At 62.4% G+C, this 22578-nt stretch carries 19 protein-coding genes; 10 read left to right on the top strand and 9 right to left on the bottom strand.

Annotated features, from left to right (window positions below; all coding sequences use genetic code 11):
• Nucleotides 1-63: 63 nt before the first annotated feature.
• Nucleotides 64-3192 (top strand): ABC transporter substrate-binding protein, encoded by a 3129-nt coding sequence (locus HH303_RS02035; protein ID WP_169623532.1) that lies wholly within the window; start codon nt 64-66, stop codon nt 3190-3192.
• Here HH303_RS02035 and HH303_RS02030 read toward each other — a convergent pair.
• Nucleotides 3189-4214: a class I SAM-dependent methyltransferase gene (locus tag HH303_RS02030; RefSeq protein WP_169623531.1), complete on the bottom strand. Its 1026-nt coding sequence runs from the start codon at nt 4212-4214 to the stop codon at nt 3189-3191. The two genes, HH303_RS02035 and HH303_RS02030, sit on opposite strands and share 4 nt — an antisense overlap.
• A 94-nt stretch (nt 4215-4308) precedes the next feature.
• Between HH303_RS02030 and HH303_RS02025 the strand changes: the two genes are divergently transcribed.
• From HH303_RS02025 to HH303_RS02015, 3 genes are all read left to right on the top strand, one after another.
• A complete protein-coding gene (locus HH303_RS02025) occupies nt 4309-5496 on the top strand; it encodes a phosphoglycerate kinase (RefSeq protein WP_169623530.1) in 1188 nt (395 codons plus the stop codon).
• 65 nt (nt 5497-5561) lie between these two features.
• Nucleotides 5562-6797 (top strand): PQQ-dependent sugar dehydrogenase, encoded by a 1236-nt coding sequence (locus HH303_RS02020; protein WP_169623529.1) that lies wholly within the window; start codon nt 5562-5564, stop codon nt 6795-6797.
• A 64-nt stretch (nt 6798-6861) separates the two neighbouring features.
• Nucleotides 6862-7179 (top strand): hypothetical protein, encoded by a 318-nt coding sequence (locus HH303_RS02015; RefSeq protein WP_169623528.1) that lies wholly within the window; start codon nt 6862-6864, stop codon nt 7177-7179.
• Between the two features lie 68 nt (nt 7180-7247).
• Here HH303_RS02015 and HH303_RS02010 read toward each other — a convergent pair whose 3' ends face one another.
• Nucleotides 7248-7487: a hypothetical protein gene (locus tag HH303_RS02010; protein WP_169623527.1), complete on the bottom strand. Its 240-nt coding sequence runs from the start codon at nt 7485-7487 to the stop codon at nt 7248-7250.
• 212 nt (nt 7488-7699) lie between these two features.
• Here HH303_RS02010 and HH303_RS02005 point away from each other — a divergent pair, with 212 nt between their 5' ends.
• Complete coding sequence (locus HH303_RS02005; protein ID WP_169623526.1) at nt 7700-7978, top strand: helix-turn-helix transcriptional regulator; 279 nt, start codon at nt 7700-7702, stop codon at nt 7976-7978.
• Here the strand turns inward: HH303_RS02005 and msrA are convergent.
• From msrA to HH303_RS01990, 3 genes are all read right to left on the bottom strand, one after another.
• Nucleotides 7932-8615, bottom strand: coding sequence for a peptide-methionine (S)-S-oxide reductase MsrA (gene msrA / locus HH303_RS02000; protein WP_169623525.1), 684 nt, complete (start codon nt 8613-8615; stop codon nt 7932-7934). The two genes, HH303_RS02005 and msrA, sit on opposite strands and share 47 nt — an antisense overlap.
• Before the next feature lie 98 nt (nt 8616-8713).
• On the bottom strand, nt 8714-9679 hold the full coding sequence (locus HH303_RS01995) for a class I SAM-dependent DNA methyltransferase (protein ID WP_169623524.1): 966 nt from the start codon (nt 9677-9679) through the stop codon (nt 8714-8716).
• Between the two features lie 77 nt (nt 9680-9756).
• Nucleotides 9757-11271, bottom strand: a complete 1515-nt coding sequence (locus HH303_RS01990; protein ID WP_169624141.1) for a UbiD family decarboxylase — start codon at nt 11269-11271, stop codon at nt 9757-9759.
• A 77-nt stretch (nt 11272-11348) separates the two neighbouring features.
• On the opposite strand from HH303_RS01990, the gene HH303_RS01985 reads away from it, so the two are divergent.
• Both HH303_RS01985 and HH303_RS01980 read left to right on the top strand, forming a co-directional pair.
• Nucleotides 11349-11723 (top strand): DUF4170 domain-containing protein, encoded by a 375-nt coding sequence (locus tag HH303_RS01985; protein WP_169623523.1) that lies wholly within the window; start codon nt 11349-11351, stop codon nt 11721-11723.
• On the top strand, nt 11720-12454 hold the full coding sequence (locus HH303_RS01980; protein ID WP_169623522.1) for a gamma-glutamylcyclotransferase: 735 nt from the start codon (nt 11720-11722) through the stop codon (nt 12452-12454). The genes HH303_RS01985 and HH303_RS01980 overlap by 4 nt, the downstream gene beginning before the upstream one ends.
• Here HH303_RS01980 and HH303_RS01975 read toward each other — a convergent pair.
• Nucleotides 12446-13552 carry a PA0069 family radical SAM protein gene (locus HH303_RS01975; RefSeq protein WP_169623521.1) on the bottom strand — a complete coding sequence of 369 codons (1107 nt, stop codon included), beginning with the start codon at nt 13550-13552 and terminating at the stop codon, nt 12446-12448. The two genes, HH303_RS01980 and HH303_RS01975, sit on opposite strands and share 9 nt — an antisense overlap.
• Nucleotides 13553-13710: 158 nt before the next feature.
• On the opposite strand from HH303_RS01975, the gene HH303_RS01970 reads away from it, so the two are divergent.
• A complete protein-coding gene (locus HH303_RS01970) occupies nt 13711-14046 on the top strand; it encodes a hypothetical protein (protein WP_169623520.1) in 336 nt (111 codons plus the stop codon).
• On the opposite strand, the gene HH303_RS01965 is transcribed toward HH303_RS01970, so the two are convergent.
• The 3 genes from HH303_RS01965 to HH303_RS01955 all read right to left on the bottom strand — a co-directional run bounded on the left by HH303_RS01965 (nt 14043) and on the right by HH303_RS01955 (nt 19282).
• Nucleotides 14043-17834: an AAA family ATPase gene (locus HH303_RS01965; protein ID WP_169623519.1), complete on the bottom strand. Its 3792-nt coding sequence runs from the start codon at nt 17832-17834 to the stop codon at nt 14043-14045. The two genes, HH303_RS01970 and HH303_RS01965, sit on opposite strands and share 4 nt — an antisense overlap.
• A gap of 110 nt (nt 17835-17944) precedes the next feature.
• Entirely contained in the window at nt 17945-18670 is a 726-nt protein-coding gene (locus HH303_RS01960; RefSeq protein WP_227421468.1) for a DsbA family protein, read from the bottom strand.
• Between the two features lie 87 nt (nt 18671-18757).
• On the bottom strand, nt 18758-19282 hold the full coding sequence (locus HH303_RS01955) for a DUF721 domain-containing protein (protein ID WP_169623518.1): 525 nt from the start codon (nt 19280-19282) through the stop codon (nt 18758-18760).
• A 59-nt stretch (nt 19283-19341) separates the two neighbouring features.
• On the opposite strand from HH303_RS01955, the gene mutY reads away from it, so the two are divergent.
• Both mutY and leuA read left to right on the top strand, forming a co-directional pair.
• Nucleotides 19342-20403 (top strand): A/G-specific adenine glycosylase, encoded by a 1062-nt coding sequence (mutY, locus tag HH303_RS01950; RefSeq protein ID WP_169623517.1) that lies wholly within the window; start codon nt 19342-19344, stop codon nt 20401-20403.
• Between the two features lie 415 nt (nt 20404-20818).
• A complete protein-coding gene (gene leuA, locus HH303_RS01945) occupies nt 20819-22492 on the top strand; it encodes a 2-isopropylmalate synthase (protein WP_169623516.1) in 1674 nt (557 codons plus the stop codon).
• Nucleotides 22493-22578 lie beyond the last annotated feature (86 nt).

The raw sequence follows: 22578 nt of genomic DNA, 5'->3' as shown, positions 1-22578 counted from the left end.
CGAACTGTTTAGGGGCGGGTCGTGTTTCAAAAAATTTGGCGGACGGTTTTCGGCAATTGGCCGATGACCAAACGGAATATGTTCATCGTGATCCTGCTGGCCGTGGCGATCACGTCGGCGGTATTTTCGCTGGTCACCCGGGTCACCGTTCTGGACCTGAACACATCCTCCCCCGTCAGAATTGCCGTTGTCGGCCCGATGAGCGGCCCTGAATCCGCGCTGGGCGATGCGATGCGCCGAGGGGCGGAACTTGCCGCCAAACGGGCGAATGAGAACGGCGGCGTCAGCGGGCATGCCGTCGTTGTGGAAGCCTTCGACGATGCGAACGATCCCAAGCGCGCGGCGGAAATCGCGGAGGAGATCGTCGGGCGCGGCGATATCGTTTCCGTCGTCGGGCATTGGTCATCGGCGGCGACCCGCGTCGCCGAACCGATCTACGAAGCCGCCGGTCTGCCGGTCATCGTCACCGCCCCGGCGGAACCCCGTTCCGAATCGGATGAGGCCGGAACCGTTTATCGCACCGTGTTCGACGACTTGGAGCAAACCCGGTTCCTGGCGAACTATCTGCGCAACGTGGTCGGACAGGAAACGGTGTCGATCATCCATGCGAACACGGCGCGCGGGCGGGATCTGGCGGCGGCCTTCGATGCGACCTATCGGCGGTTCGGCACCAAGGTTCTGAACTATTGGGACTACGATCCCGACGATCTGGCAGGGCTGACCGCGCGGGCCGATGCGATCGCGCAGGAAATCCGCGACCGGAAGCTGACCGGCCATATCTTCATTCAGGGTGGTGCGCCCCAGGCCGCCAAGATCGCCGTCGCCCTGCGTCAGGCCAAGGTGCGCAACGGGATCGTCGGTCTTGCCGACATGGCCTCTACGGCATTCGTTTCGGCGGTGCAGGAAGCTCTGCCCGACGGTGACCCGGCGGCGTCGGTGACGAACGGTATGTTCGTGACGACCCCGCTTTTGTTCGATACGGCGACAGAGGTCGCGCAAAACTTCCGAACCGACTATTTGGCCGAATATGGCACGGTGCCCGACTGGGTTTCCGCCTATACCTTCGATGCCGCGCAATTGACCATCGACGCCCTGATCGACGATCTGGGCCCCGATGCCGACAGCGGGAAGGCGCAGTTGGACGATATGGCGACCTTGCATTCGGCCATTCGCGGCTTCCTGGATCGCTTCGATCATGTCGAACGGGCGCGCCGGACCGTCGGGGGCGAGCGCTATTTCGGGCCGAACGGCACCAACACGACCAGCGTTCAGATCGGTCTGTATAACGGGTCCAGCATGATTTCAGCGCTGACCCAGTTACAGCCGATCCTGGAACGCGGCGTGACCGGGTTCCTCGATCTCGTGCAGGCGGGCAAGGTTCTCTATGTGAACGACCGCTTCATGTACAAGACGAACGTCGTCTATACCGGCGTGCAACTGTTGAACGTGGAAGAAGTCCGCGAAGGCCAGGGCGAGGAAAGCCGGACGCTGGAGGATCGCTATCGCATCGATTTCTTGGTCTGGTTCCGGTATCGCGGCAATTTCGAGCCGCAGGATGTCGTCTTCGTCAATGCGGTCGAGCCGATTACGCTGAGCGCACCGGACAAGACCGGCACCGACGGCGATCTGAGCTACGCATCCTACCGCGTGTCCGGTCAATTCAAGTTGGAATTCTCGGACATCAAACATCCCTACGGGACGGTTCTGACCGGCCTCGGCTTCCATCACCGCCTGTTGAGTCGCAACAACCTGATGTATGTGACCGACGTTCTGGGCATGGGCTTGGCGAAGGCGCGCAACGATGCCGTCGCGTCGGTGCAGGAAGATAAGGAAACGGGCGCCTTCGCGGAGGAAGCGGAAAGCTGGCTGAACATGCTGGGCCTGGATCAGGTCGATCTGGCGGCGTTCTTCAGCACCGGCCCCAGCGGCGATCCCCTGCTGGACGGGCTGTCCGAACGGCGCGTTTTCGCCGGCATGCCGGATTGGGTGCCGGCGCGCAGTTGGATTTCGCAGGAAGTCTACGAAGGGACCGGGGAGGGCGATCCGTCCTTTATCGGCTATGGCAAGCAGGCCCCCGAATTCACGCGCATCGACCTTGGCGTTATCCTGGGACCGGCGGGCGTCGATCCGGCGGATGCGGTGCCCTATAACTGGTTTGTCTATCTGCTGATCTTTTCCATCGTCATCCTGATTTTCGCCGCCATCATGGACCGGAAGGATCGTGGGCAATTCTGGCGAGTCCAAACCTTGGGGATGCGGGTGATCGGTTGGCCGGTCCTGCTGGTGTCGGCCAGTACGCTGATGCTGGACTATTCTGCCCAGAATCTTCCCAACGCGGTGACCGATGCGTTGGTCATGCTGTTCGACAGTCTTTGGTGGATCGTGCCGGCGCGCCTGTTGGCGATATCCATCGAACGGTTCTTCTGGGTCCCGATTGAGGAGAAATCCGGACGGCGTATCCCGAACGTCGTGCGCCTGTTCGCATCGGGCAGTATCTATTTGCTGGCGATCTTCGGTGTTATTGCCTTCGTCTTCGACCAGCGCTTGACCAGCCTTCTCGCCACGTCCGGTTTGTTGGCGACCATCATCGGTTTGGCGATCCATGCCAATATCGCGAACATTTTCTCCGGGATCGTCTTGAACATTGAACGCCCGTTCAAGGTGGGCGACTGGGTCCAGATCGACGAGACGACCGGGATCGTCACGGATATTACCTGGCGGACGATGCGGCTTCTGACGCGCGAGGGCTATCATGTCAGTATCCCGAACGGCGTTGTGTCGGAATCCCTGATCGAAAACTACTCAACCGGGGAAATGGTTCGGTTTAGTTCCGAGTTTTTCGTCCCGGAACGGTTCTCCCCGGATAAGGTCGATCAATCGATTCGTGCGGCCGAATCCCGCATCCGGGACGCGTTGAAACGGATGCTGAAACGCGACGATGCGCTGGACGACTATACGTGGCGCTATGACGGCGTGAAGGTTTTCGAACTGGGCCTATTCCACCGATTCCGCGTCGATTACTGGATCGACGAATACAACGATTTCGAAATCGTGCGCGAAGCGGTCTATGCGGAAGTCTTCCGCCAATTCGGCATCGACGGGATCGAACAAGGACCGGCGCCGATGGATATCAACCTGAAGCGCGACAAGGCGGCCGCCGCGGCAACGGGGACGGCGCCGACCAATTCTTAAACCGGTTTGTCGAAGGTCATGATCCGCGAGAAGAAGGCGCGGCTGGTCCCGGTATGGACCAGTCCGCATTCCGTCCCGACGCGTTCCAAATCGTCGCGGATATAGTCCTGATAATAGGGCTCGTGGAAGGCGATGGGGAAACGATCCAGCAATGTGTCATAGTCGGCATGGTCCCCAAGCCGGATGGAGTCGACGATCACCAGACGCCCGCCGGGCCGCAGGACACGGGCCATTTCCGACAGGCCTTTGTGCCGTATCTTGCGCGGCAATTCATGCATCACGAAAACCGATGCGATGAGGTCCGGCCCCAGACCGGTGGCGAAAGGCAGGGATTCCGCCAATCCCAGGATCGGCGTGAAGTCCTTCCGCCACCGTCGTAAGCCTTGCCGGGCCTTGGTCAGATAGGCGGCGCTGGGATCCAGACCGATCAGGGATAGGGCGGGATGCGCCCGCTTCGCCTCCGCCAGAAAGCGCGCGGTCCCGCAACCGATGTCGAGCAGCGTGCGGTCCGCCGCGCCATTGACCCGAAGCCAATCGCCCAGGGGTACCAGGGCCTGCCGCCGCATCGCGTCGGCCCCGCCGGTGAACAGCACCTCCACCTGATGGTCGTAGAGTGCGGCGCTGTCGTCGGTCATCCAGCCGCCGGACTGATTGTGGAAGTTTTGCATATAATAGCGCGGTCTCGCTGCCGGTGGGACATCGGACCAGTCGCGCAGGCGGCGGCGCAGATTGACCGCGGGCAGGTCCTTCACGAAGCGCAGGGCAGAACCGATGGCCCGACGCGGATCGGGGATCAGATCGTCCGGCATCGGGTAATAACCGGCCTCGATATTCGCCCAATCCTGCAGGCGAAGGGCGCGCAGGTCCTTCAGGATCGTGGGCCAGCCGGGCAGGCTACCCGGTTTCGGCAAGGGGCCGTCAATCGGCGGGGCTAGTCGCTGTGCCAAGCCGTATTGCGCGCCGAACCATGCCGTTCTGGTGGTTTGGCTGGCCAGGAACATCGATTTTCCGATCAGACCCATTGGCTATTCCTCCGTCGGACCTTGCCCATATACTATAGGATCAGGTAGAGCAGGGGGCGAAATTTCAAGTATTCTGACAGAAAGGCGACGGCCCGTGTTCAAAACCATCGACGACGTTTCCCTCACCGGCAAGGTGGCGCTGGTTCGCGCCGATCTGAACGTACCGATGCGCGACGGCGCGGTCACTGACGCGACCCGCATTGAACGCCTGCGCGACACGGTCGACGACCTGATTGCGGGCGGGGCAAAGGTCGTGTTGATGTCGCATTTCGGTCGTCCGAAAGGCAAGGTCGTTCCGGAAATGTCGTTGGAGCCCGTGGCCGAAGCGGTCGTCGATGTCCTGGGGCGGCCAGTCGTCTTCGCCGCCGACTGCATCGGGGCAATGGCGGCGGACGCCATCGCCGCCGCAGCGGACGGCACGATTGTGGTGTTGGAAAACCTGCGCTTCCATGCGGGCGAGGAAGCGGATGATGCGGCGTTTGCCAAGGAACTGGCCGATCTGGGCGATATCTATGTGAACGACGCCTTTTCCGCCGCGCACCGCGCCCATGCCTCCACCCACGCGATTGCGGGGCTGCTGCCTGCCGTCGCCGGTCGGAACATGCAGGCCGAGCTGGAAGCGCTGGAATCCGCATTGGGCGCACCGGAACGGCCGGTGGCGGCCATTGTCGGCGGTGCCAAGGTGTCGACCAAGCTGGCGGTTCTGAACCATCTTGTGGAAAAGGTCGATCTGCTGATCATCGGCGGCGGAATGGCGAATACCTTCCTGCACGCGATGGGCAAGGATATTGCCAAGAGCCTGTGCGAAAAGGATCTGGCGGATACGGCCCGCGAAATCCTGGCCCGCGCGGATGCCGCCGGATGCCGGATCGGCCTGCCGCACGATGTCACCGTCGCGTCCGAATTCGCGGCGGGCGCGGCCAGCGAATCCGTACCGTTGGATGCCGTTCAGGCGGATAAGATGATCCTGGATATCGGCCCGGAAACGGCAGCGGCGCTGTGCGCGGAACTGGAAAATTGCCGGACCCTGATCTGGAATGGCCCGATGGGCGCTTTCGAAATCCCGCCCTTCGACGCCGGGACGGTCGCGCTGGCGCGGAAAGCGGCGGCATTGACCAAGGCAGGCACGCTGATTTCCGTGGCGGGCGGCGGGGATACCGTGGCGGCGCTGGCCGCGGCGGGCGTGTCCGACGACTTTACCTATGTATCGACGGCGGGCGGCGCCTTCCTGGAATGGATGGAAGGCCGCGAATTGCCCGGGGTTGCCGCGCTGAACCGCTGAACCGGACTTGATCTTCGCCGCGTGATCCCCAGGTCCCATTGACGGCAAACGGGAGGAGACGGCGCATGCGCGATATGTCCAAGACGATCCGGCGACTTTGTGCGGCGGCGTTGATGTCGCCGATCCTGGCGGTTCCGTCATTCGCCCAGGACGATCGTCCGGGGCAGGTGCATTTCGTCGATCCGACAACGCTTCCGGCTCCTTACGCCACCCCATCCGTGGCGAATTCGGCGGAACGCGTGCGGCGCGGCGATGCGATGCCGATCCTGGCTGACGGATTTGAGGCCACGCTTTACGCGGATGGTGTCACCGGCGCGCGGACTCTGCGGGTCGTACCGGGCAACGGGCTTCTTGTCGCGCGCAGCCGATCCGGCGCGGTCATGTTGTTGGAAGATCGGGACGGCGACGGGCGCGCCGACAGCAAGCGGGATATCCTGACCGGACTTTCGAGACCGCATGGTCTCGTCCTGCAGGGCGGGAATCTTTTCGTTGCCGATCAGCAAACCGTGTATCGGACGTCATGGCCGCTTGCCGGGGAGCTTACGCCGCTGACCTCGCCGGGCCTGTTCGGGTCGTCCGGTGGGCATTGGACCCGCAATATTGCCGTCTCGCCGGATGGACGATACCTCTACGCGTCTATCGGCTCGCGCAGCAACATTGGCGAAGAAGATGCTCCCCGCGCCACCATTCAACGTTACGAGATCATGCCGGATGGCAGTGTGGGGCCGGGAGAAACCTTCGCCGCCGGTCTGCGCAACCCCGTCGGCATCGCCTTCCTGCCGGGGACCGGACGGTTGTTCACCGTGGTGAATGAACGGGACGGTATGGGGGACGGGCTGGTTCCCGACTATTTCACCGAAGTGCATCAGGGTGCGTTCTACGGCTGGCCCTATGCCTATATCGGGGCGAATCCGCAGCCGGATTATGCCGACCGTCGCCCTGACCTCGTTCAGGCCGGCAGGGTGCCGGACGTTTTGTTCCAGTCCCATAGCGCGCCGCTGGACCTTGTCTTTCTGCAGGGCGCGAATGTGCCGGATGCGTGGCGAGACGACGCATTGGTGTCCTTACATGGCAGCTGGAATTCCGGTACGCCGACAGGCTATAAGGTTGTCCGCGTCGAATTTGAAAACGGCGGCCCGACCGGCCGGTATATCGATTTCATGACCGGATTCCGCGTCGATAACGGGGCGGAAACCGCAGAAGTCTGGGGTCGACCGGTCGGACTGGCGGTAGGTGAGGACGGCGCGATCTATGTCGGGGACGACTTGGGTGGCACGATCTGGAAGATTTTCCACCGTTAGCTTTTTTTTAATAGGTTGAGCGTAAAAGTTCCCGTCGGGTGGGAACTACGGTAACGAGGTTGTTGTGAACATTACCAACACCGATGCAAACGCACTGCTGACCGCGCAACTGACCGCGTCGCAACGCCAGACGGTACAGGACCGTCGCGACGCCACGCAGCGCGATCAATCGCAGGTCGTTCAGGACACGGCGCGCCAGCAAAATGCTCAGGCGCCGCAAAGCCAACTGGCCGTTACGGCCGCTAACACCGATGATTCCGGTCGCGCGGGTACCAGCCGCCGCGACTTGCCGCGCGATGCGCAGTCCGATGCGCGTGCCGCCCAGGAACGTAACGGCGGAAATGCGCCGCGTCGGGGATCCGTGGTCAACGTCTTCGCTTGATTGCCCAGAAATAAGAAAGGCCGGGCCAGCGGAATACGCGGCCCGGCCTTTTTCTTTTGCCGTCGGTATCAGACGACGGAAATCACCTTTACGTCGCAGCTGGGATGCCGGTCGACGAGTTTCGTAACCTCGATCGAATCCGTCGTATAAATCTGTCCGCCATCCCAAGTGACGCGGAACAGCAGCTTCGCGGCCCAATCCAGGGTTTGCGCGCGCGGCGCGGCGACCGCGACCTGCGCCGATTCGGCGCGGGCGATCGATACTTCATCCCGGTAGGCGTGTTTCTCGCCAACATACAGTAATGTCATGGCCATCCTCCAATGGGCTAGCCGCGTCATTTTGTGGGGATCACGTGCCGCGCGGCATCGACCAATTCGTTAAAGGTTGCGCACGTCGTGCGCCTTTGATAATAGATAGGCGCACTTGGTGCGCAGTTCAAGGAAAATCTGCGCACATCGTGCGCTTTGCGATCTGATGGGATTCCGATCGTATCTCGGGTGGGCAGTGATGGGACGACACGGTGAAACCGTCTGATTTCAAACGATGGCGCAAGGCGCATGACCTTTCGCAAAAGGATGCGGCCCATGTGCTCGGCCTGAAACGCCGGGTGGTGCAGTATTACGAAAAAGGGGAACGCGACGGAAAGGAAGTCGACATCCCCCTGACCGTGCGTCTGGCCTGCGCGGCGTATAACGCCGGATTCCGGGATTACCACGGACCGCCGAAACGGGCGGAGGACGATATGCCGCCGGTTACTCCGCCGCCCCCTGCTGTGCCGGAGCCGCCCGCGTCGGAATAGCGGGGCAGGTCACGCCGGTCCCGCCGAGGCCGCAATAGCCGCCCGGATTCTTCGACAGATAGCCTTGATGGTAATCTTCCGCGTAGTAGAAGTCCGGCGCGGCAACGATTTCCGTCGTGATCGGCCCGCGTCCGCGTGCCTGAAGCGCCTTGCCGTAGACGCGTGCGACGGCTTCCGCCGTTTCCTGCTGCACGGAATCGTAAGTGTAGATGCTGGATCGGTATTGCGTACCGACATCGTTGCCTTGCTGCATGCCTTGCGTCGGGTCGTGGCCTTCGAAAAACGCCTTCACCAAATCCGAATAAGAAACGCGGCTGGGATCGAAGACGACCCGCACGACCTCGTTATGGCCGGTCAGGCCGCTGCATACTTCTTCATAGGTCGGATTGGGCGTGTATCCGCCGGCATAGCCGACCGCCGTCGCATAGACGCCAGGAATACGCCAGAACATGCGTTCCGCCCCCCAGAAGCAGCCGAGGCCGAACAGCGCCATTTCGTTGCCGTTGGGGAAGGGTTCCACGATCCGCGTACCCAAATGATGGTGCAGGGGATTGACGCGCATGGCCTCCACCCGGCCCGGTAGGGCGTCTTTGGGGTTGGGCAGGGTCAGTTTGTCCTTACGGCTGATAAAGAACATGATCGGTTCCTTTCGCATCTGCGCTACACCGGAAAGATGAGTATGGCGCGGCTGTCGCGCCAATCAACTGTCGGTGAGGTGAAAGACCGGACGCGATCTTACAGCGGGTCGCGCGCCCCGCCCCGAACGGCCCGCCCAACGTCCATCATATCCGTATCCAGCACCGGCTTCCGCAGGGTCCATACCAGACCGTTCACCGGGCGGCGCTTTTCTTCGCGCAGGACGCATTGGTTGACGGATACGACGTCCAACAGCGCCGCCGCGATCCAGGGGCGCAGGCGTTCCGCCGAATGGCGATAGCGGTGGCCCTCGCCCAGTTCAATATCGGTGTCGGTCCCGGCTTCCACGGTGAAGACGAAATAGCCGCCCGGTTCCAAAAACTCCGCCGCGCGTTGCATGACAGGACCCAGATCGCCGATATAATTCAGCACGTCGCCCGCCGCGATCAGGTGGAAATGCGCGGCATTGTCGCTCCATCCATCGGTCAGGATGTCGGCCTGCCGGACGGTATCGTAAAGGCCCGTCGCCGCTGCTTGAACCAGCATTTTGGACGACAGGTCGATGCCTTCCAAGGAACCGGCGAGCAGCCGCAGCGGTTGGCCGGTCAATCCGGTCCCGCATCCCAGGTCGAGAACCCGCGCGCCGTCCGGCATATGGGGGGCAATTTCGGCAAGGCTTTCCGCGATTACTTCCGGCCCGCGATAGGCCAGCCTGTCCCGCATTTTCGTATCGAAGCGATGGGCTTCCTGATCGAACAGGGCCTCGACATAGGCCGCGGGCAGGCGGTCCGGCACCGGGGCCGCGCCCAGCAGGCTAAGGCGGATTTGCGCGCCCATACGGTCGTCGGGTTCAAGCGCCAGATAGGCGTTGTAGCGCCGTTCGGCCTCCGCCCTATCGGGAAGCCTTTCCAGTAGGCCCGCCAGCGCGAATTGCGCTTCCGGCCAGGCAGGCGCCAGATCGCAGGCAGCGGTGAGCGCCTCGACAGCGGCGGGGATGTCCCCTTCTTCCGCCAAGGCGAGACCGAGATCCAAACGCCGGGCGGCGCGCAGACGGTCGTCAGACATTTCCGTTTTTCCGAAACAGGGGCGATGGTGCCCATGCTTCTAGATGATACCGAATGGCGGTCTTGGCAAGAGGATCGCTATTTCCAAATCGTCTTGCCGTCGCCGGGTAGCCCCAAATCGGGCCACAGGCGGTCGATCTTGTCGATCACGTCCTGATCCATGCGGATTTCCTGACCCCATTCGCGCTTGGTTTCCGGCGGCCATTTGTCGGTGGCGTCCAATCCGATCTTTGATCCCAAGCCGCTTTCAGGGGAGGCGAAGTCCAGATAGTCGATGGGCGTATTTTCGATCACGGTGATGTCGCGGGCCGGGTCCATTTTCGTTGAAATCGCCCACATGACGTCCTTCCAGTCGCGGGCGTTCACATTGTCGTCCACGACGATCAACCATTTCGTATACATGAACTGGCGCAGATAGGACCACGCGCCCAGCATCACGCGCTTGGCATGGCCGGGATAGGCCTTCTTCATCGAAATGACCGCGATGCGATAGGAACAACCCTCCGGCGGCAGCCAGAAATCGGTGATTTCTGGAAACTGCTGTTGCAGCAGCGGAATGAAGACCTCGTTCAGCGCCTCGCCCAGGATCGACGGTTCGTCCGGCGGTCGCCCGGTGAAGGTCGACAGATAGATCGGGTCCTTCCGCATGGTGATGGCGGAAACACGGAAGACAGGGAAGGGTTCCACCGAATTGTAATAGCCGGTGTGATCGCCATAGGGGCCTTCATCACCGTATTCGTCCAGCATGACATGGCCTTCCAGCACGATTTCCGCGCTGGCCGGGACCTTCAGCGGCACCGTTTTGCAATCGACCAACTCGACCTTCTTACCGCGCAGCAGCCCGGCGAATTGGTATTCCGACAATGTGTCCGGTACCGGGGTGACGGCGGCCAGGATCGTGCCCGGATCGGCGCCGATTACCACGGCGGCGGGCAGCGGATCGGGCTTGGACTTTTTCCAGCGCGCGTAATGCTGCGCGCCGCCGCGATGCTTCAGCCAGCGCATCAGCGTGGTGTCGCGACCCGTCACCTGCATCCGATAGATGCCCAGATTGAAGGCGTCGGTCTTGTCGCCTTTCGGATTCGGTCCCTGCGTCACCACCAGCGGCCAGGTAATCAGCGGCGCGGGCTCTCCCGGCCAACAGGTCTGCACAGGCAGGCGCGACAGGTCGATATCGTCGCCGGTCAGGACGACTTCCTGCACCGGGGCCTTGGAGACGGTCTTCGGCTTCATCGCCAGGACTTGCTTGGCGAGCGGCAACAGCTCCAGGGCTTCCTTCAACCCCCCGGGCGGTTCCGGTTGGCGCAGGAAGGCCAGGGTTTCGCCGACGGCGCGCAATTCGTCCGGTGTCCGGTCCATGCCCCAGGCGACCCGTTCCACGGACCCGAACAGGTTTACCAGAACCGGCATCTCGCAGGGCGTGCCATCCGGCCCGACGGGATTTTCAAACAGCACCGCCGGACCGCGATCCTTCAACAGGCGGGTCTGGATTTCCGTCATCTCCAGTGCCGTCGAAACGGGCTGGCTGACCCGCACAAGGCGACCTTCCCGTTCTAGTCGGTCGATAAAGTCGCGGAGAGAGGAATAGGGCATTGGAACGCTTTCTAAATTCGCTATCATGTCCTAGATAGAGCCCCTGTCCGAGACTGTCGAGAGCGGGAGAGTCGCCAATGTCGTCACGTTACTGGGTCGTCGGCGGTATTTACGCCGATACGAACTTCAGCCAGATTGCCGCGGGTCGCGATGAAACGCGGCTCGGCCCCTTTGACGATTACGATCAGGCGAAGGCCGTTTGGCGGGCGAAGGCGATGGAAACGGTGGACGATGCCCATGCGCGCTATTCCATCGAAAAGGAAAGCCACGACGAATTCTGGGTGATCGGCGGCAACTACACCGACACCAATTTCCACAAGCTCGCCGACGGCGGATCGGAACAGCGGTTCGGTCCCTTCACCTCCTACGAACAGGCGCAGCGCGAATGGAAGGCCCGGTCCATGGCCGCCATCGATGACGCCTATGCCCGCTATCGGATCGAGAAGCTTTGAGCGAAACCGCCCGCGAGGCAGTTCTTCACCGCGCGCGCTCCTATCCCTATCTGGCACCACCGGATAGTTACTGCTGGCGGGATGGGGCGGTCGAACCGTTCGACCCGGCGGATCGGGACGGCCGGACGCCGGTTCTGGCCTATGGGTCGAACCGCACGCCGGAACGCCTGGCGCAGAAATTCGCGTCCCTCGGCACCCATACGATCCCGGTCGAACGCGCTGTGTTGCGCGATTTCGATGTCGTCTATTCGGCGCATATCACGTCCTATGGCGCGATCCCCGCGATGTTGCAGCATTGCCCGGGCGCAACGGTGGAAGTGGCGGTAACCTGGCTGGACGACGCGCAACTGCCGATCATGCATGACAGCGAAATGGCTGCGGCGAATTATGTCTATGCGCGGTTGGAGACGGTCTCGCTGCAATTGGGCAGCGGCGGCGGATTGTCTTCCGTTCAGTGCTATGTCGGGCGGCACGGCCATTTTGTCGGATCCCATGGCGGGGCCGTCCCGCTTCTCGCCTTGACCGGAAGCCGCCGACTGGGCACCCCGATGGCGACAGGGGAAGTCCTGGAAGAAATCAGGGAACGGGTTGCCCCGAAGGCCGATCCGGACGAATTCATCCTGCGTCTCGTTGCCGATTCTGACTATCGTCGCGCTGTCACCAAAACGATTTCGGAAAACGCGCGGCCCTTCGGCTATCCGATCACGGTGCTGGAAGACCGATCACAATAAGGGCAATTGCGCCGACGGTTTGGCGGGCGGACGGAAGGATGTGCAATCCATGGCAAGGCTGCGCCCGTCCAGTCCGTAGCGTTTGCGGGCCAGTTTGAAGCGTTGGGCGATCAGGTCGGCATAGGCGCCGGTTCCGCGCATGCGCGTGCCGAATTGGGCGTGGTTCAGGCCGCCGTCCCGGCTTTGCCGGATCAGCGACAGGACATGGGCGGCGCGATCCGGCACATGGGCTTCCAGCCATTCCCGGAACAGGTCCTTTATTTCCAACGGCAGGCGCAGCAGGACATAGCCCGCGCTGTCCGCCCCCGCATCCTTCGCGGCGGCCAGGATATCCTCCATTTCATGGTCGTTCAGGCCTGGGATCATCGGCGCGGCCAGGACGCTGACGGAAACACCGGCGTCGCGCAGCCGCCGGATGGCGTCGATCCGGCGCATCGGCGTGCTGGCGCGGGGCTCCATCTTATTCGCCAGATGCCGGTCCAGGGTCGTGACGGACAGGGTGACGCGGGCCCGGTTGGCAGCGGAGGCGGGGGCCAACAGATCGATGTCTCGGCAGACCATGGCATTCTTGGTGACGATGGAGAACGGGTGAGCGCATCCGGTCAGCACCTCCAGAAACCCGCGCATCAGCCGGGTTTCCTTTTCGATCGGCTGATACGGGTCGGTATTGGTGCCAAAGGCGATCGGCGCACAGCGGTAACGGGGATTCGCCAATTCCGCTTTCAGGAGGTCGACGCCATTCGGTTTCCAGAACAGCCGCGTTTCGAAATCCAATCCGGGCGATAGACCCAGATAGGCGTGGGTCGGCCGCGCGAAACAGTAAACGCAGCCATGTTCACAGCCCTTATACGGGTTGATCGACCGGTCGAAGGGCACATCGGGACTGTCGTTCCGGGTTATGATCTTGCGTGCCGCGTCGATGCCCAATCGGGTTCGGGGAGAGGGCGGCGGGTCTTCGCCTTGTCCGGGCCAACCGTCGTCCACCCGTTGGTTGTTGGTCGCCTCGAACCGGCCGGATCGATTGGACAGAGTCCCCCGTCCCTTCACCGGAAGGTCCGGCAGATCGTCGCTGGGATGGGGGGGTGTTCTTTTTGTCATGGGATCAATATAACAACAAAAATGGAACAATAAACAAAAAAGACATGTTATGTTCTTTAATGCATGACATTCTTGCCGGGATAGGCTGCCGGTTGCCGAATGGTGCGACGCTTCTTACACTGCGAACCGTCAGCAATTGCAGCGATTTGGATCCGGCAATGCCTTATGTCTCCCGCGATGAAAACGGAAAGATCAATGGGATCGGCGACCGGCCGTCGGGGAACGCGAAAGAGTTCTTGCCCAACGATCATCCGGAAGTGATGCAATATCTGCGCGGGGCGAGCCCCAGCGTGATGATGGATCGCTTGAGCGCGACCGACCTTGAAATGGCGCGTATCGCGGAAGATTTGATCGACGTGTTGATCACGCGGAACATCCTGAATTTCACGGATTTCCCGGTGGAAGCGCAGAAGAAGCTGATGGCGCGTCAGAAATTGCGTAAGAGCCTGTCGGCGCTCAGCAACCTCGTCACGGACGAGGACGATATCCTCTAACCCGCCTCGCGCATGCGCTCGGCTTGGCGCAGGTCGACGGAAACCAGCTGTGACACGCCGCGTTCGGCCATGGTGACGCCGAAAAGGCGGTCCATGCGCGCCATGGTCATGCGGTGGTGGGTGACGACGAGGAACCGCGTCGATCCCGCCTTGGTGATCTGATCCAGCATTTGGCAGAAACGATCGACATTGGTGTCGTCCAGCGGCGCATCGACCTCGTCCAGCACGCAGATCGGGGCGGGGTTGGTCAGGAACACCCCGAATAACAGCGCCAGCGCGGTCAGCGCCTGTTCCCCGCCGGACAGCAAGGACAGAATCTGCATCTTCTTGCCCGGCGGGCTGGCCATGATTTCCAGGCCGGCCTGCAACGGATCGTCGGATTCGGTCAGTTTCAGATGCGCTTCTCCGCCACCGAACAGGGTGACGAAAAGCTCCCGGAAATGGGCATCGACCTCGTCGAAAGCCTTCAGCAGGCGTTCGCGGCCCTCCCGGTTCAGGGCGTTGATCCCCTGACGCAGACGCCCGATCGCGGCAACCAGATCGTCGCGTTCGGACTTCATCGATGCGATCTGTTCTTCCAGTTCCTGGGCTTCCTGTTCGGCGCGCAGGTTGACCGGGCCGATGCTGTCGCGTTCGCGGGCCAGCCGTTCCAGCCGCCGTTCAACGTCGTCCAGGTCGGGCAAGGCGGCGTCCGGTTCCAAGCCGGATTGGGCCAAGGTTTCTTCCGGCGCACATTCCAGTTTCTCGCGGATGCGTTCCGCGACCGTGGCGACGGCCTGCATCGCCTGTTCGACCTCGGCCTCCCGCCGCACACGGGTTTCGCGAGCCTCGGCCAAGGCCTGTTCCGCAAGTTTCAGGGCATGGTCGGTATCGCGCATGGCGGTTTCGGCCTCGACCAGCCGGTCCGCCGCCGCCTGTCTTTCGGCTTCCAGGGCCGCGATCTGGTCGCGCAGCAAGGCGCGTTGTTCGGCGATTGCCTGGGGGCGTTCGGCCAGCGCGTCCTTTTCCTTCACGGCCTCGAACTGACGGTCTTTCAGGTCTTTCATGCGCCGCGTCGCGCCATCGGCGCGGGCCTGCCAGGACTGCTGTTCGGCGGAAATAGCGTTCAAACGCTCCTTGCGGGATTTGGCATCGCGTTCGAACCGGTCGCGGGTGGCGCGCTTTTCCACCTGTTCCGCCCTCAGTTCCGCCAGTTCGGTGCGGGCGCGGGACAGCCGTTCGCGCAGGGCATTGGTGTCTTCCAGCACGGACAGGGCCTGTTCCGAGCCTTCGATCCGACCGGCGGCGTCGGTTTTTTCCTCTTCAACACGGCGGCTTTCTTCCACCAGGGTCGCCAGCCGGGTGCGGCTGTCGGACACTTTTTGCTCCAAGCCGGACAGGGCGGTCCGCGCGGCCCCGGCGCGGTCGAAGGCATCTTGCTGCGCCCGACGCGCGGCCTGGGCAGCCTCTGTCTTTTCCGATGCGGTCCGGGCGGCGGTTTCCGCATCGCGGCGCAATGTGTCCAGGCGGTCGGTCGCCGCGTTTTCGGCGGCAGTCACGGCGGCTTCACCTTCGCGGGTTGCCGCTTCGATCGCGGCGGCGCCCGCGTCCTTCGTTTTGGCGACGGCAGCTTCCTGTTCCGCCTTCACGGCGTCCAGCGCCGTGCGGGCGGTCTCTGTCGCGCGTTCTAGGGCGGTCTTCGCGTCCGCCAATTCGGTTTCGACGACAGTCAGTCGGTTGCGTTGTTCCAGGCGTTTGGCGGCGGCGGTCGCTGTGCCTGGGCGGATGCGCAGCCCATCCCAGCGCCACAATCCGCCGTCGCGACTGACAAGGCGCTGACCGACGGCAAGCGACGCCTGAAGCGCCGTGGCATCCTCCGCCGAGTCCACCAGCCCGACTTGGCTCAAGCGCCGGGCGAGGGCTGGCGGGGCCATGACGAATTCGGACAGCGGCTTGGTTCCGGCGGGCAGGACCGGACTGCCGGAGGGCAGACCGCCGAGATCGCGCCATTGGCGAGCGGCATCGTCGTCCAAAGCGGCATCCAGATCGTCACCGAAGGCCGCCCCCAGCGCCGTTTCGAAACCGCCATCGACGGTCAGTTTTTCCAAGACCGGGTCGGCGTCGTCCTCGTCCTGATCCAGCAGGTCGTGCAGTGCCTTTGCTTCCGCCGACAGGTCGGCGACGCGACGCGACTCGGCCTCTACCGCCGCGCGTCCGGCATTTTCCGTTTCGGCGATTTTGGTTCGGGCCGTCTGTTCCGACTGGGACAGGGATTCGCGGGCGATGCGTTCGGCGGCGCTCACGGCATCCCGCGCGGCGTTGCGCGCCTTGTCCAAGGCCTCTCGACGTTGGGAATCGGCCTCCGACAGGGCCTCGCGGGCGGCGGCGGCGGCACGATCGGCCTCAGCGCGCGCCGCTTCAGCGGTCTCCAGCGTTTCCCGTGCGGCAGTCAGTGCGGTTTCCGCGGCCGTTACTTCGGCCCGTGCGGCATCGATATCGCCGGCGCCCGCGATGGCCTCCGACAGACCGGCATTTTCCGCCGCGATTTCCGTCTCGCGCTGTTGTAGGGCGGCCAGGCGTTGACGGGCTTCGTCCACCTGCCGGGACAGGGTGCCGCGTTGCGCCTCCACGGCGGCGACATGCTGGTTCATTTCGTCCAGCGTTTCTTCGCGTTCGGCGACGGCGGCGTCCAGCCGTTCGCATTCGGCCTGCAGCGCGGCCAGGGCTTCGCTTTCCCCGCCGCCTTGGGATGACAGGCCTTCCTGTTCCGTTGTCAGCCGCTCAAGCGCTTCCGCCGCATCGGTCGCCAGGGTTTCTTCCCGGATGATATCGGCGGCGATCTGGTCAAGGCGGCGGACCAAGTCTTCCAATTGTCCGGCGACACGCTCCGCCTCCGCCTCCAATTGGCCTTCGGACAGGATATGCGCCTGCAAGCGCGCCGCCGCTTCCGCCTCCGCCTCGCGTAGTTTCGGCAGGATGTCGTGGGCTTGGCTTTGCAGCGCCGTCCCCTGCGCCGTGCCGCGCGTGCGTTCGGCGACGAGGGCCTCCGCTTCCGTCAGGCGGGCGCGGGCAGCATCGAGCGATTCTTGCGCCGCCGACCAGCGGAGATGCAGCAGAATCGCTTCCTGCGCGCGGTGCTGTTCGGCGATCTTGCGATAGCGATTCGCCTGACGCGCCTGCCGTTGAAGCCCACCCAATTGGCTTTCCAGGGCGCCGATAACGTCTTCCAGGCGTTCAAGGTTGCTTTCGGCGGCCTTCAGACGCAGTTCCGCTTCATGCCGTCTGGAATGCAGGCCCCGGATGCCCGCTGCTTCTTCCAACAGGGTGCGGCGATCGGTCGGCTTCGCGCCGATCAGCGCGCCGACGCGGCCCTGACTGACAATGGCGGTCGAATTCGCACCGGTCGCCATATCGGCGAAGAACAATTGAACGTCGCGGGCGCGGACTTCCTTACCGTTGATGCGGTAGGTCGATCCTTGGCCCCGGTCGATTCGCCGCGTGATCTCCAATTCGTCCGAATCGTTGAAGGCGGCGGGGGCCAGTCGTTCCTGATTGTCGAGGGTCAGGGTGACTTCGGCGTTGTTTCGCTGCGGGCGTCCGGCGGAGCCGCCGAAAATCACATCGTCCATCTCGCCGCCACGCATGCGTTTGGCGGAAGCCTCCCCCATCACCCAGCGCAGCGATTCGATGACATTCGACTTGCCGCAGCCGTTGGGCCCGACCACACCTGTGATTCCCGGCTCGATGACGAGTTCGACCGGGTCGACGAAAGACTTGAATCCGTGAACGCGAAGCTTTTTGAAGTTCACTTAGGCTCTATATCCGCTTCAGCCGATTCCCAAGGGGGTAGGGGATACGGATTCTGAGCGAAGAGTCGAGTCACTCTCGGAATCGGTTGGAATCGCCGGTGATTCAGGACTCAGTTCAGGGCCGCTTCAATGGCTTCTTCGAACGTGGCGAAGGGTTGCGCGCCGACGATCTTCGACCCGTTGACGTAGAAGGTGGGGGTGGACGACACCGCCCCGCTGTCGGAATAGATTTTCCGCTGGCCCAAAACCTTGTCGTAGAGCGCCTGATTGTTGAAGCAGGCATCGGCGTCTTCCGAGGACAGCCCTGCGAAACCGGCCATTTTCTTGAGTTGCTCAATCAAGTTCGGTGCGACGGCCCAGCTATGCTGCTGTTCGAACAGCAGATCGATCAGCGGGAAATAGCGATCGTCCGGTACGCAATAAGCCAGAAGCGTGGCCAGCGCCGCGCGTTCGTCCAACGGGAAGTCGCGGCTTTCCAGCTTCACCTTGCCGGTGTCGATATACTTTTCCTTGATCTGCGGGAAGGTCTCGCGGTGGAACGCGGCACAATGCGGGCAGGTCAGGGAGGCATATTCGATGATCGTGACCGGGGCGTTCGGATCGCCCAGCACATGCGGGGCCAGCAGGACTTCCTCCTCCGAGGTGGTGACAGGAGCGGGCGTCGGCGCGGGGGCGGGTGTCGCGATCTCGCCGGATGCGGGCGACTCAGCCGTTTGATCTCCGGCCGGTTCCATAGTGGCCATTTCTTCGCCGTTCTGGGCGGTCAGATAATAGGCCGCGCCGCCGCCGACAATGACGATGGCAAGGAGAATGGCGATGAGGATGTTGCGATTCATTGACCGGTCCCGTTTCGAAGAAATGACAATCCAGCAAAACCTATTAGGGGGTTAGGTATTGTTTCAGCGCGAGGATGGCAAGGCCCGTTAACGGCCCTTGGCCGCTTCCCGCCGCAACAGCGACTCACCAAGCCGCGCCAGAATTTCCCGCATTTCAGGATCTTCTACATTCTCCAAGCGATCCGACAGGGCCGCCATCTGCTGTGGATCGGCGGGGGGCAGGGGCTTTTTCGGCGCGGCTTTCGCGGTGCGTGTCGTATCCGACCGGTTGGGCGGCACCTGCATCAGCTTGATCCCGGATACAGCGCGATAACCGAAATGTGAATTGATGCGGTCGATCAGCACCGGTTCCAGATGCTGCAATTCGGTCGCCATCGGTCCCATGGCGCGGATATATAGCGTCCCGCCGTCGCGGCGCCCCTTCGGGAAAGACAGGCGGTCGGGATGGGCGTGGCGGGACAGGTCCGCGCCGACGATCTGCGGCCATTCGTTCAGAATGCGCGCATCGGTGAAGCCGCGTTTTCCGACGGCCTTTTTCGCAATGGACGGGACAAGCGCGGCCAGCGGACGCATGCCCGCATATCGCATCTTATCCTGCTTGTCGTCCGTCACGGATGCACCCTTTCATTTCAGCGCTGGAATTGCCGCCCGGCGCGACTACACTCTGGCGCATGTCGTCCCGTTCCGAAACCGATATCGCCGACAAGACCGCCTCCTTGCTGCTGCCCTGGTATGATCGGCATGCGCGGCGGTTGCCGTGGCGATCCCTGCCGGGGAAACGGCCCGACCCCTATCATGTCTGGCTGTCGGAAGTCATGCTGCAGCAGACGACCGTCGCGACGGTCGGCAGCTATTTCGCGAAGTTCCTGGCCCGCTGGCCGACGGTGTCCGACCTCGCGGCGGCGGAATTGGACGACGTCCTGACCGAATGGGCGGGGCTGGGCTATTACGCCCGTGCCCGAAATCTCCATAAATGCGCGAAACGCGTCGCCGACGATTTCGGCGGGCGGTTTCCCGACACGGAAGACGCCTTGTTGGACCTACCGGGGATCGGGCGTTACACGGCGGCCGCCATCGCGGCCATCGCCTTCGACCGGCCCGCGGCGGTCATGGACGGCAATATCGAACGGGTGACGACGCGCCTGTATGCCATCGAAACACCGCTGCCGGATTCGAAACCGGCGCTGTATAAGCGCGTGGTGGCGATGACGCCCGGAAAACGGCCCGGCGATTTCGCCCAGGCGATGATGGATCTGGGGGCGACGATCTGTGTCCCCGGCAAGGCGAAATGCATGCTGTGTCCCTTGGTTCAAATCTGTACCGGCAAGGACATCGCGGAAACCCTGCCGCGCAAGAAACCGAAGGCGGCGAAGCCGACCCGGCGCGGCGCCGCCTTCTGGATCGAACGGTCGGACGGGGCGGTCCTGCTGCGCCGTCGTCCGGAAAGCGGGTTGCTGGGCGGTATGATGGAGTTTCCATCGACCGACTGGACGGAGCACGGCAGCGAGCGGTTTGAAGATACAGGGCTGGCCGGTCTTTCCGCCGATTTTCGGCCGGCGGGCGCGATCCGTCATACCTTCACGCATTTCCATTTGGAACTGTCGGTGCATCGCGGTCAGGCCGATCACAAGGATGCGCCGCCCGACTGCCATTGGTGCCCCATCGACGCGCTGGGCGACCGGGCCTTGCCGACCGTCATGCGCAAGGTCGCGAAGGCGGCTCTTTCCGGGTGAAAGTTTTGCGGAACCAAACCGCTTGACCGCCCCAAAGGTGAAGAGTAGCTTTCGATCACCATGACGAACTTGAGCGGCATTCTGCTCCTTCCGGAGCTTCTTCTAGGCCTAGCGCTAAGCTGAGCCTTGGGCGGGCGTTTATTGCCCCATCCCAACCGAAGCCTCCCCTCTCAAGTTTCCCGAAAATCGGAATAGCGTCATGTTTCAACAGAACACCATTCAGAAGACACAACGCCCAGCGTTCGGCCTTGCTGTTCTATCGCTACGACTAATCGGCGGTCGTCGGGCTTTCCGCGGCCAACCGGCGACCGTATGCGCGCCGCATTCCACGCGCACAAAATCGAAATTTCAGCCGTCCCGGCCCTCCCGTTAAGCAGACAGGGCGGCGGCAAAAGGACCCGAAGGAGTTTTCGTTATGAACCGCATGCCCGTCGAAAAATACCGCATGTATGACCGCATCCCGCTGACCGACCGTCAGTGGCCGGACAAGATCGTCGACAAGGCGCCGATCTGGTGCTCCGTCGATTTGCGCGACGGCAATCAGGCCCTGATCGAACCGATGGGCCCGGACCGGAAGCGCCGCATGTTCGAATTGCTGGTCAAAATGGGCTTCAAGGAAATCGAAATCGGTTTCCCGTCGGCGTCCCAGACCGATTTCGACTTCACCCGGGAATTGATCGAAAAGAATATGATCCCGGAAGATGTCACGGTTCAGGTCCTGACCCAGGCGCGCCCGCATCTGATCGAACGCACATTCGAGGCATTGAAGGGCGTCCACCGCGCCATCGTCCATGTCTATAACTCGACCTCCACCACGCAGCGCCGCGTCGTGTTCCAGCAGGACATGGCGGGCATCAAGCAGATCGCGGTCGACGGTGCGCAGCTGGTGCGGGACTTCGCGGAAAAGAATCCGGAAACCGACTGGCGCTTCCAATATTCGCCGGAAAGCTACACCCAGACCGAAATCGAATACGCGCTGGAGGTCTGCGAGGCGGTGATGGATGTCTGGGAACCGACGCCGGAAAAACCCTGCATCATCAATCTGCCTGCGACGGTCGAAGTCGCGCCGCCGAACGTCTATGCCGATTCCATCGAATGGATGCATCGCCGCTTCACCCGGCGGGACAGCATGATCCTGTCCGTGCATCCGCATAACGACCGGGGATCGGGCGTCGTCGCGGCGGAATTCGCCGTCATGGCCGGGGCCGACCGGATCGAAGGCACCTTGTTCGGCAACGGCGAACGCACGGGCAACGTGGATATCGTCACTCTGGGCCTGAACATGGTCGCGACCGGCGTCGATCCGCATCTGGATTTCTCCAACGTTCCGGAAATGCGCAAGGTCGTCGAATACTGCAACCAATTGCCGGTCCATCCGCGCCATCCCTATGGCGGCGATCTGGTCTTTACCGCCTTCTCCGGCAGCCATCAGGACGCCATCAAAAAGGGCCTGAAGGCGATGGACGACAGCAATAGCGGGGTTTGGGACGTGCCCTATCTGCCGATCGATCCGTCGGATGTCGGCGCGTCCTATGAGGCCGTGATCCGGGTCAATTCTCAGTCCGGCAAGGGCGGTGTCGCTTATATTCTGGAAAACGACTACGGCGTGCGCATGCCGCGTAACCTGCAGATCGAATTTTCCAACGTGATCCAAAAGATCGCCGACGAGTCGGGTAAGGAATTGTCGCCGACGATGATTTGGGACTCGTTCCAGGAAACCTATCTGGATAACGAAACGCCCTACGGCTTCGTCAACCACATTACCCAGTCCGACACACATGCGTCGGAAGTCCGCGCGATTGAGGCGAAGGTGACCAAGGGCGGCGAGGAAGTCCTCCTGCACGGCCGGGGCAACGGTCCGATCGACGCCTATGTCAACGCGCTGAAGGCTGATGCCGGGGTCGATATCTCCGTCATGGATTATTCCGAACATGCGATCGGCGAGGGCGCGAACGCCATGGCCATCGCCTATGTCGAGGCCCGCACCGCGGACGGCAAACGCCTGTTCGGCGTCGGCCGCCACCCGAATATCGTCACCGCCTCGCTGAAGGCTGTTACCTGCGCGGTAAACCGGGCCAGCGCGCTGTAAAACCGACCTTCGACCTTTCAAAAAGCCGGGTTCCGAATTGTCGGGCCCGGCTTTTTTCGTTTCGTGCCACGGCTTTAACGCTGTTT

It is taken from the genome of Pacificispira spongiicola, assembly GCF_012926505.1.
GTDB lineage: Bacteria > Pseudomonadota > Alphaproteobacteria > UBA8366 > Aestuariispiraceae > Pacificispira > Pacificispira spongiicola.
The sequence above is the reverse complement of the archived record's forward strand: the minus strand, read 5'-3'. Positions and strand labels throughout refer to the sequence as shown.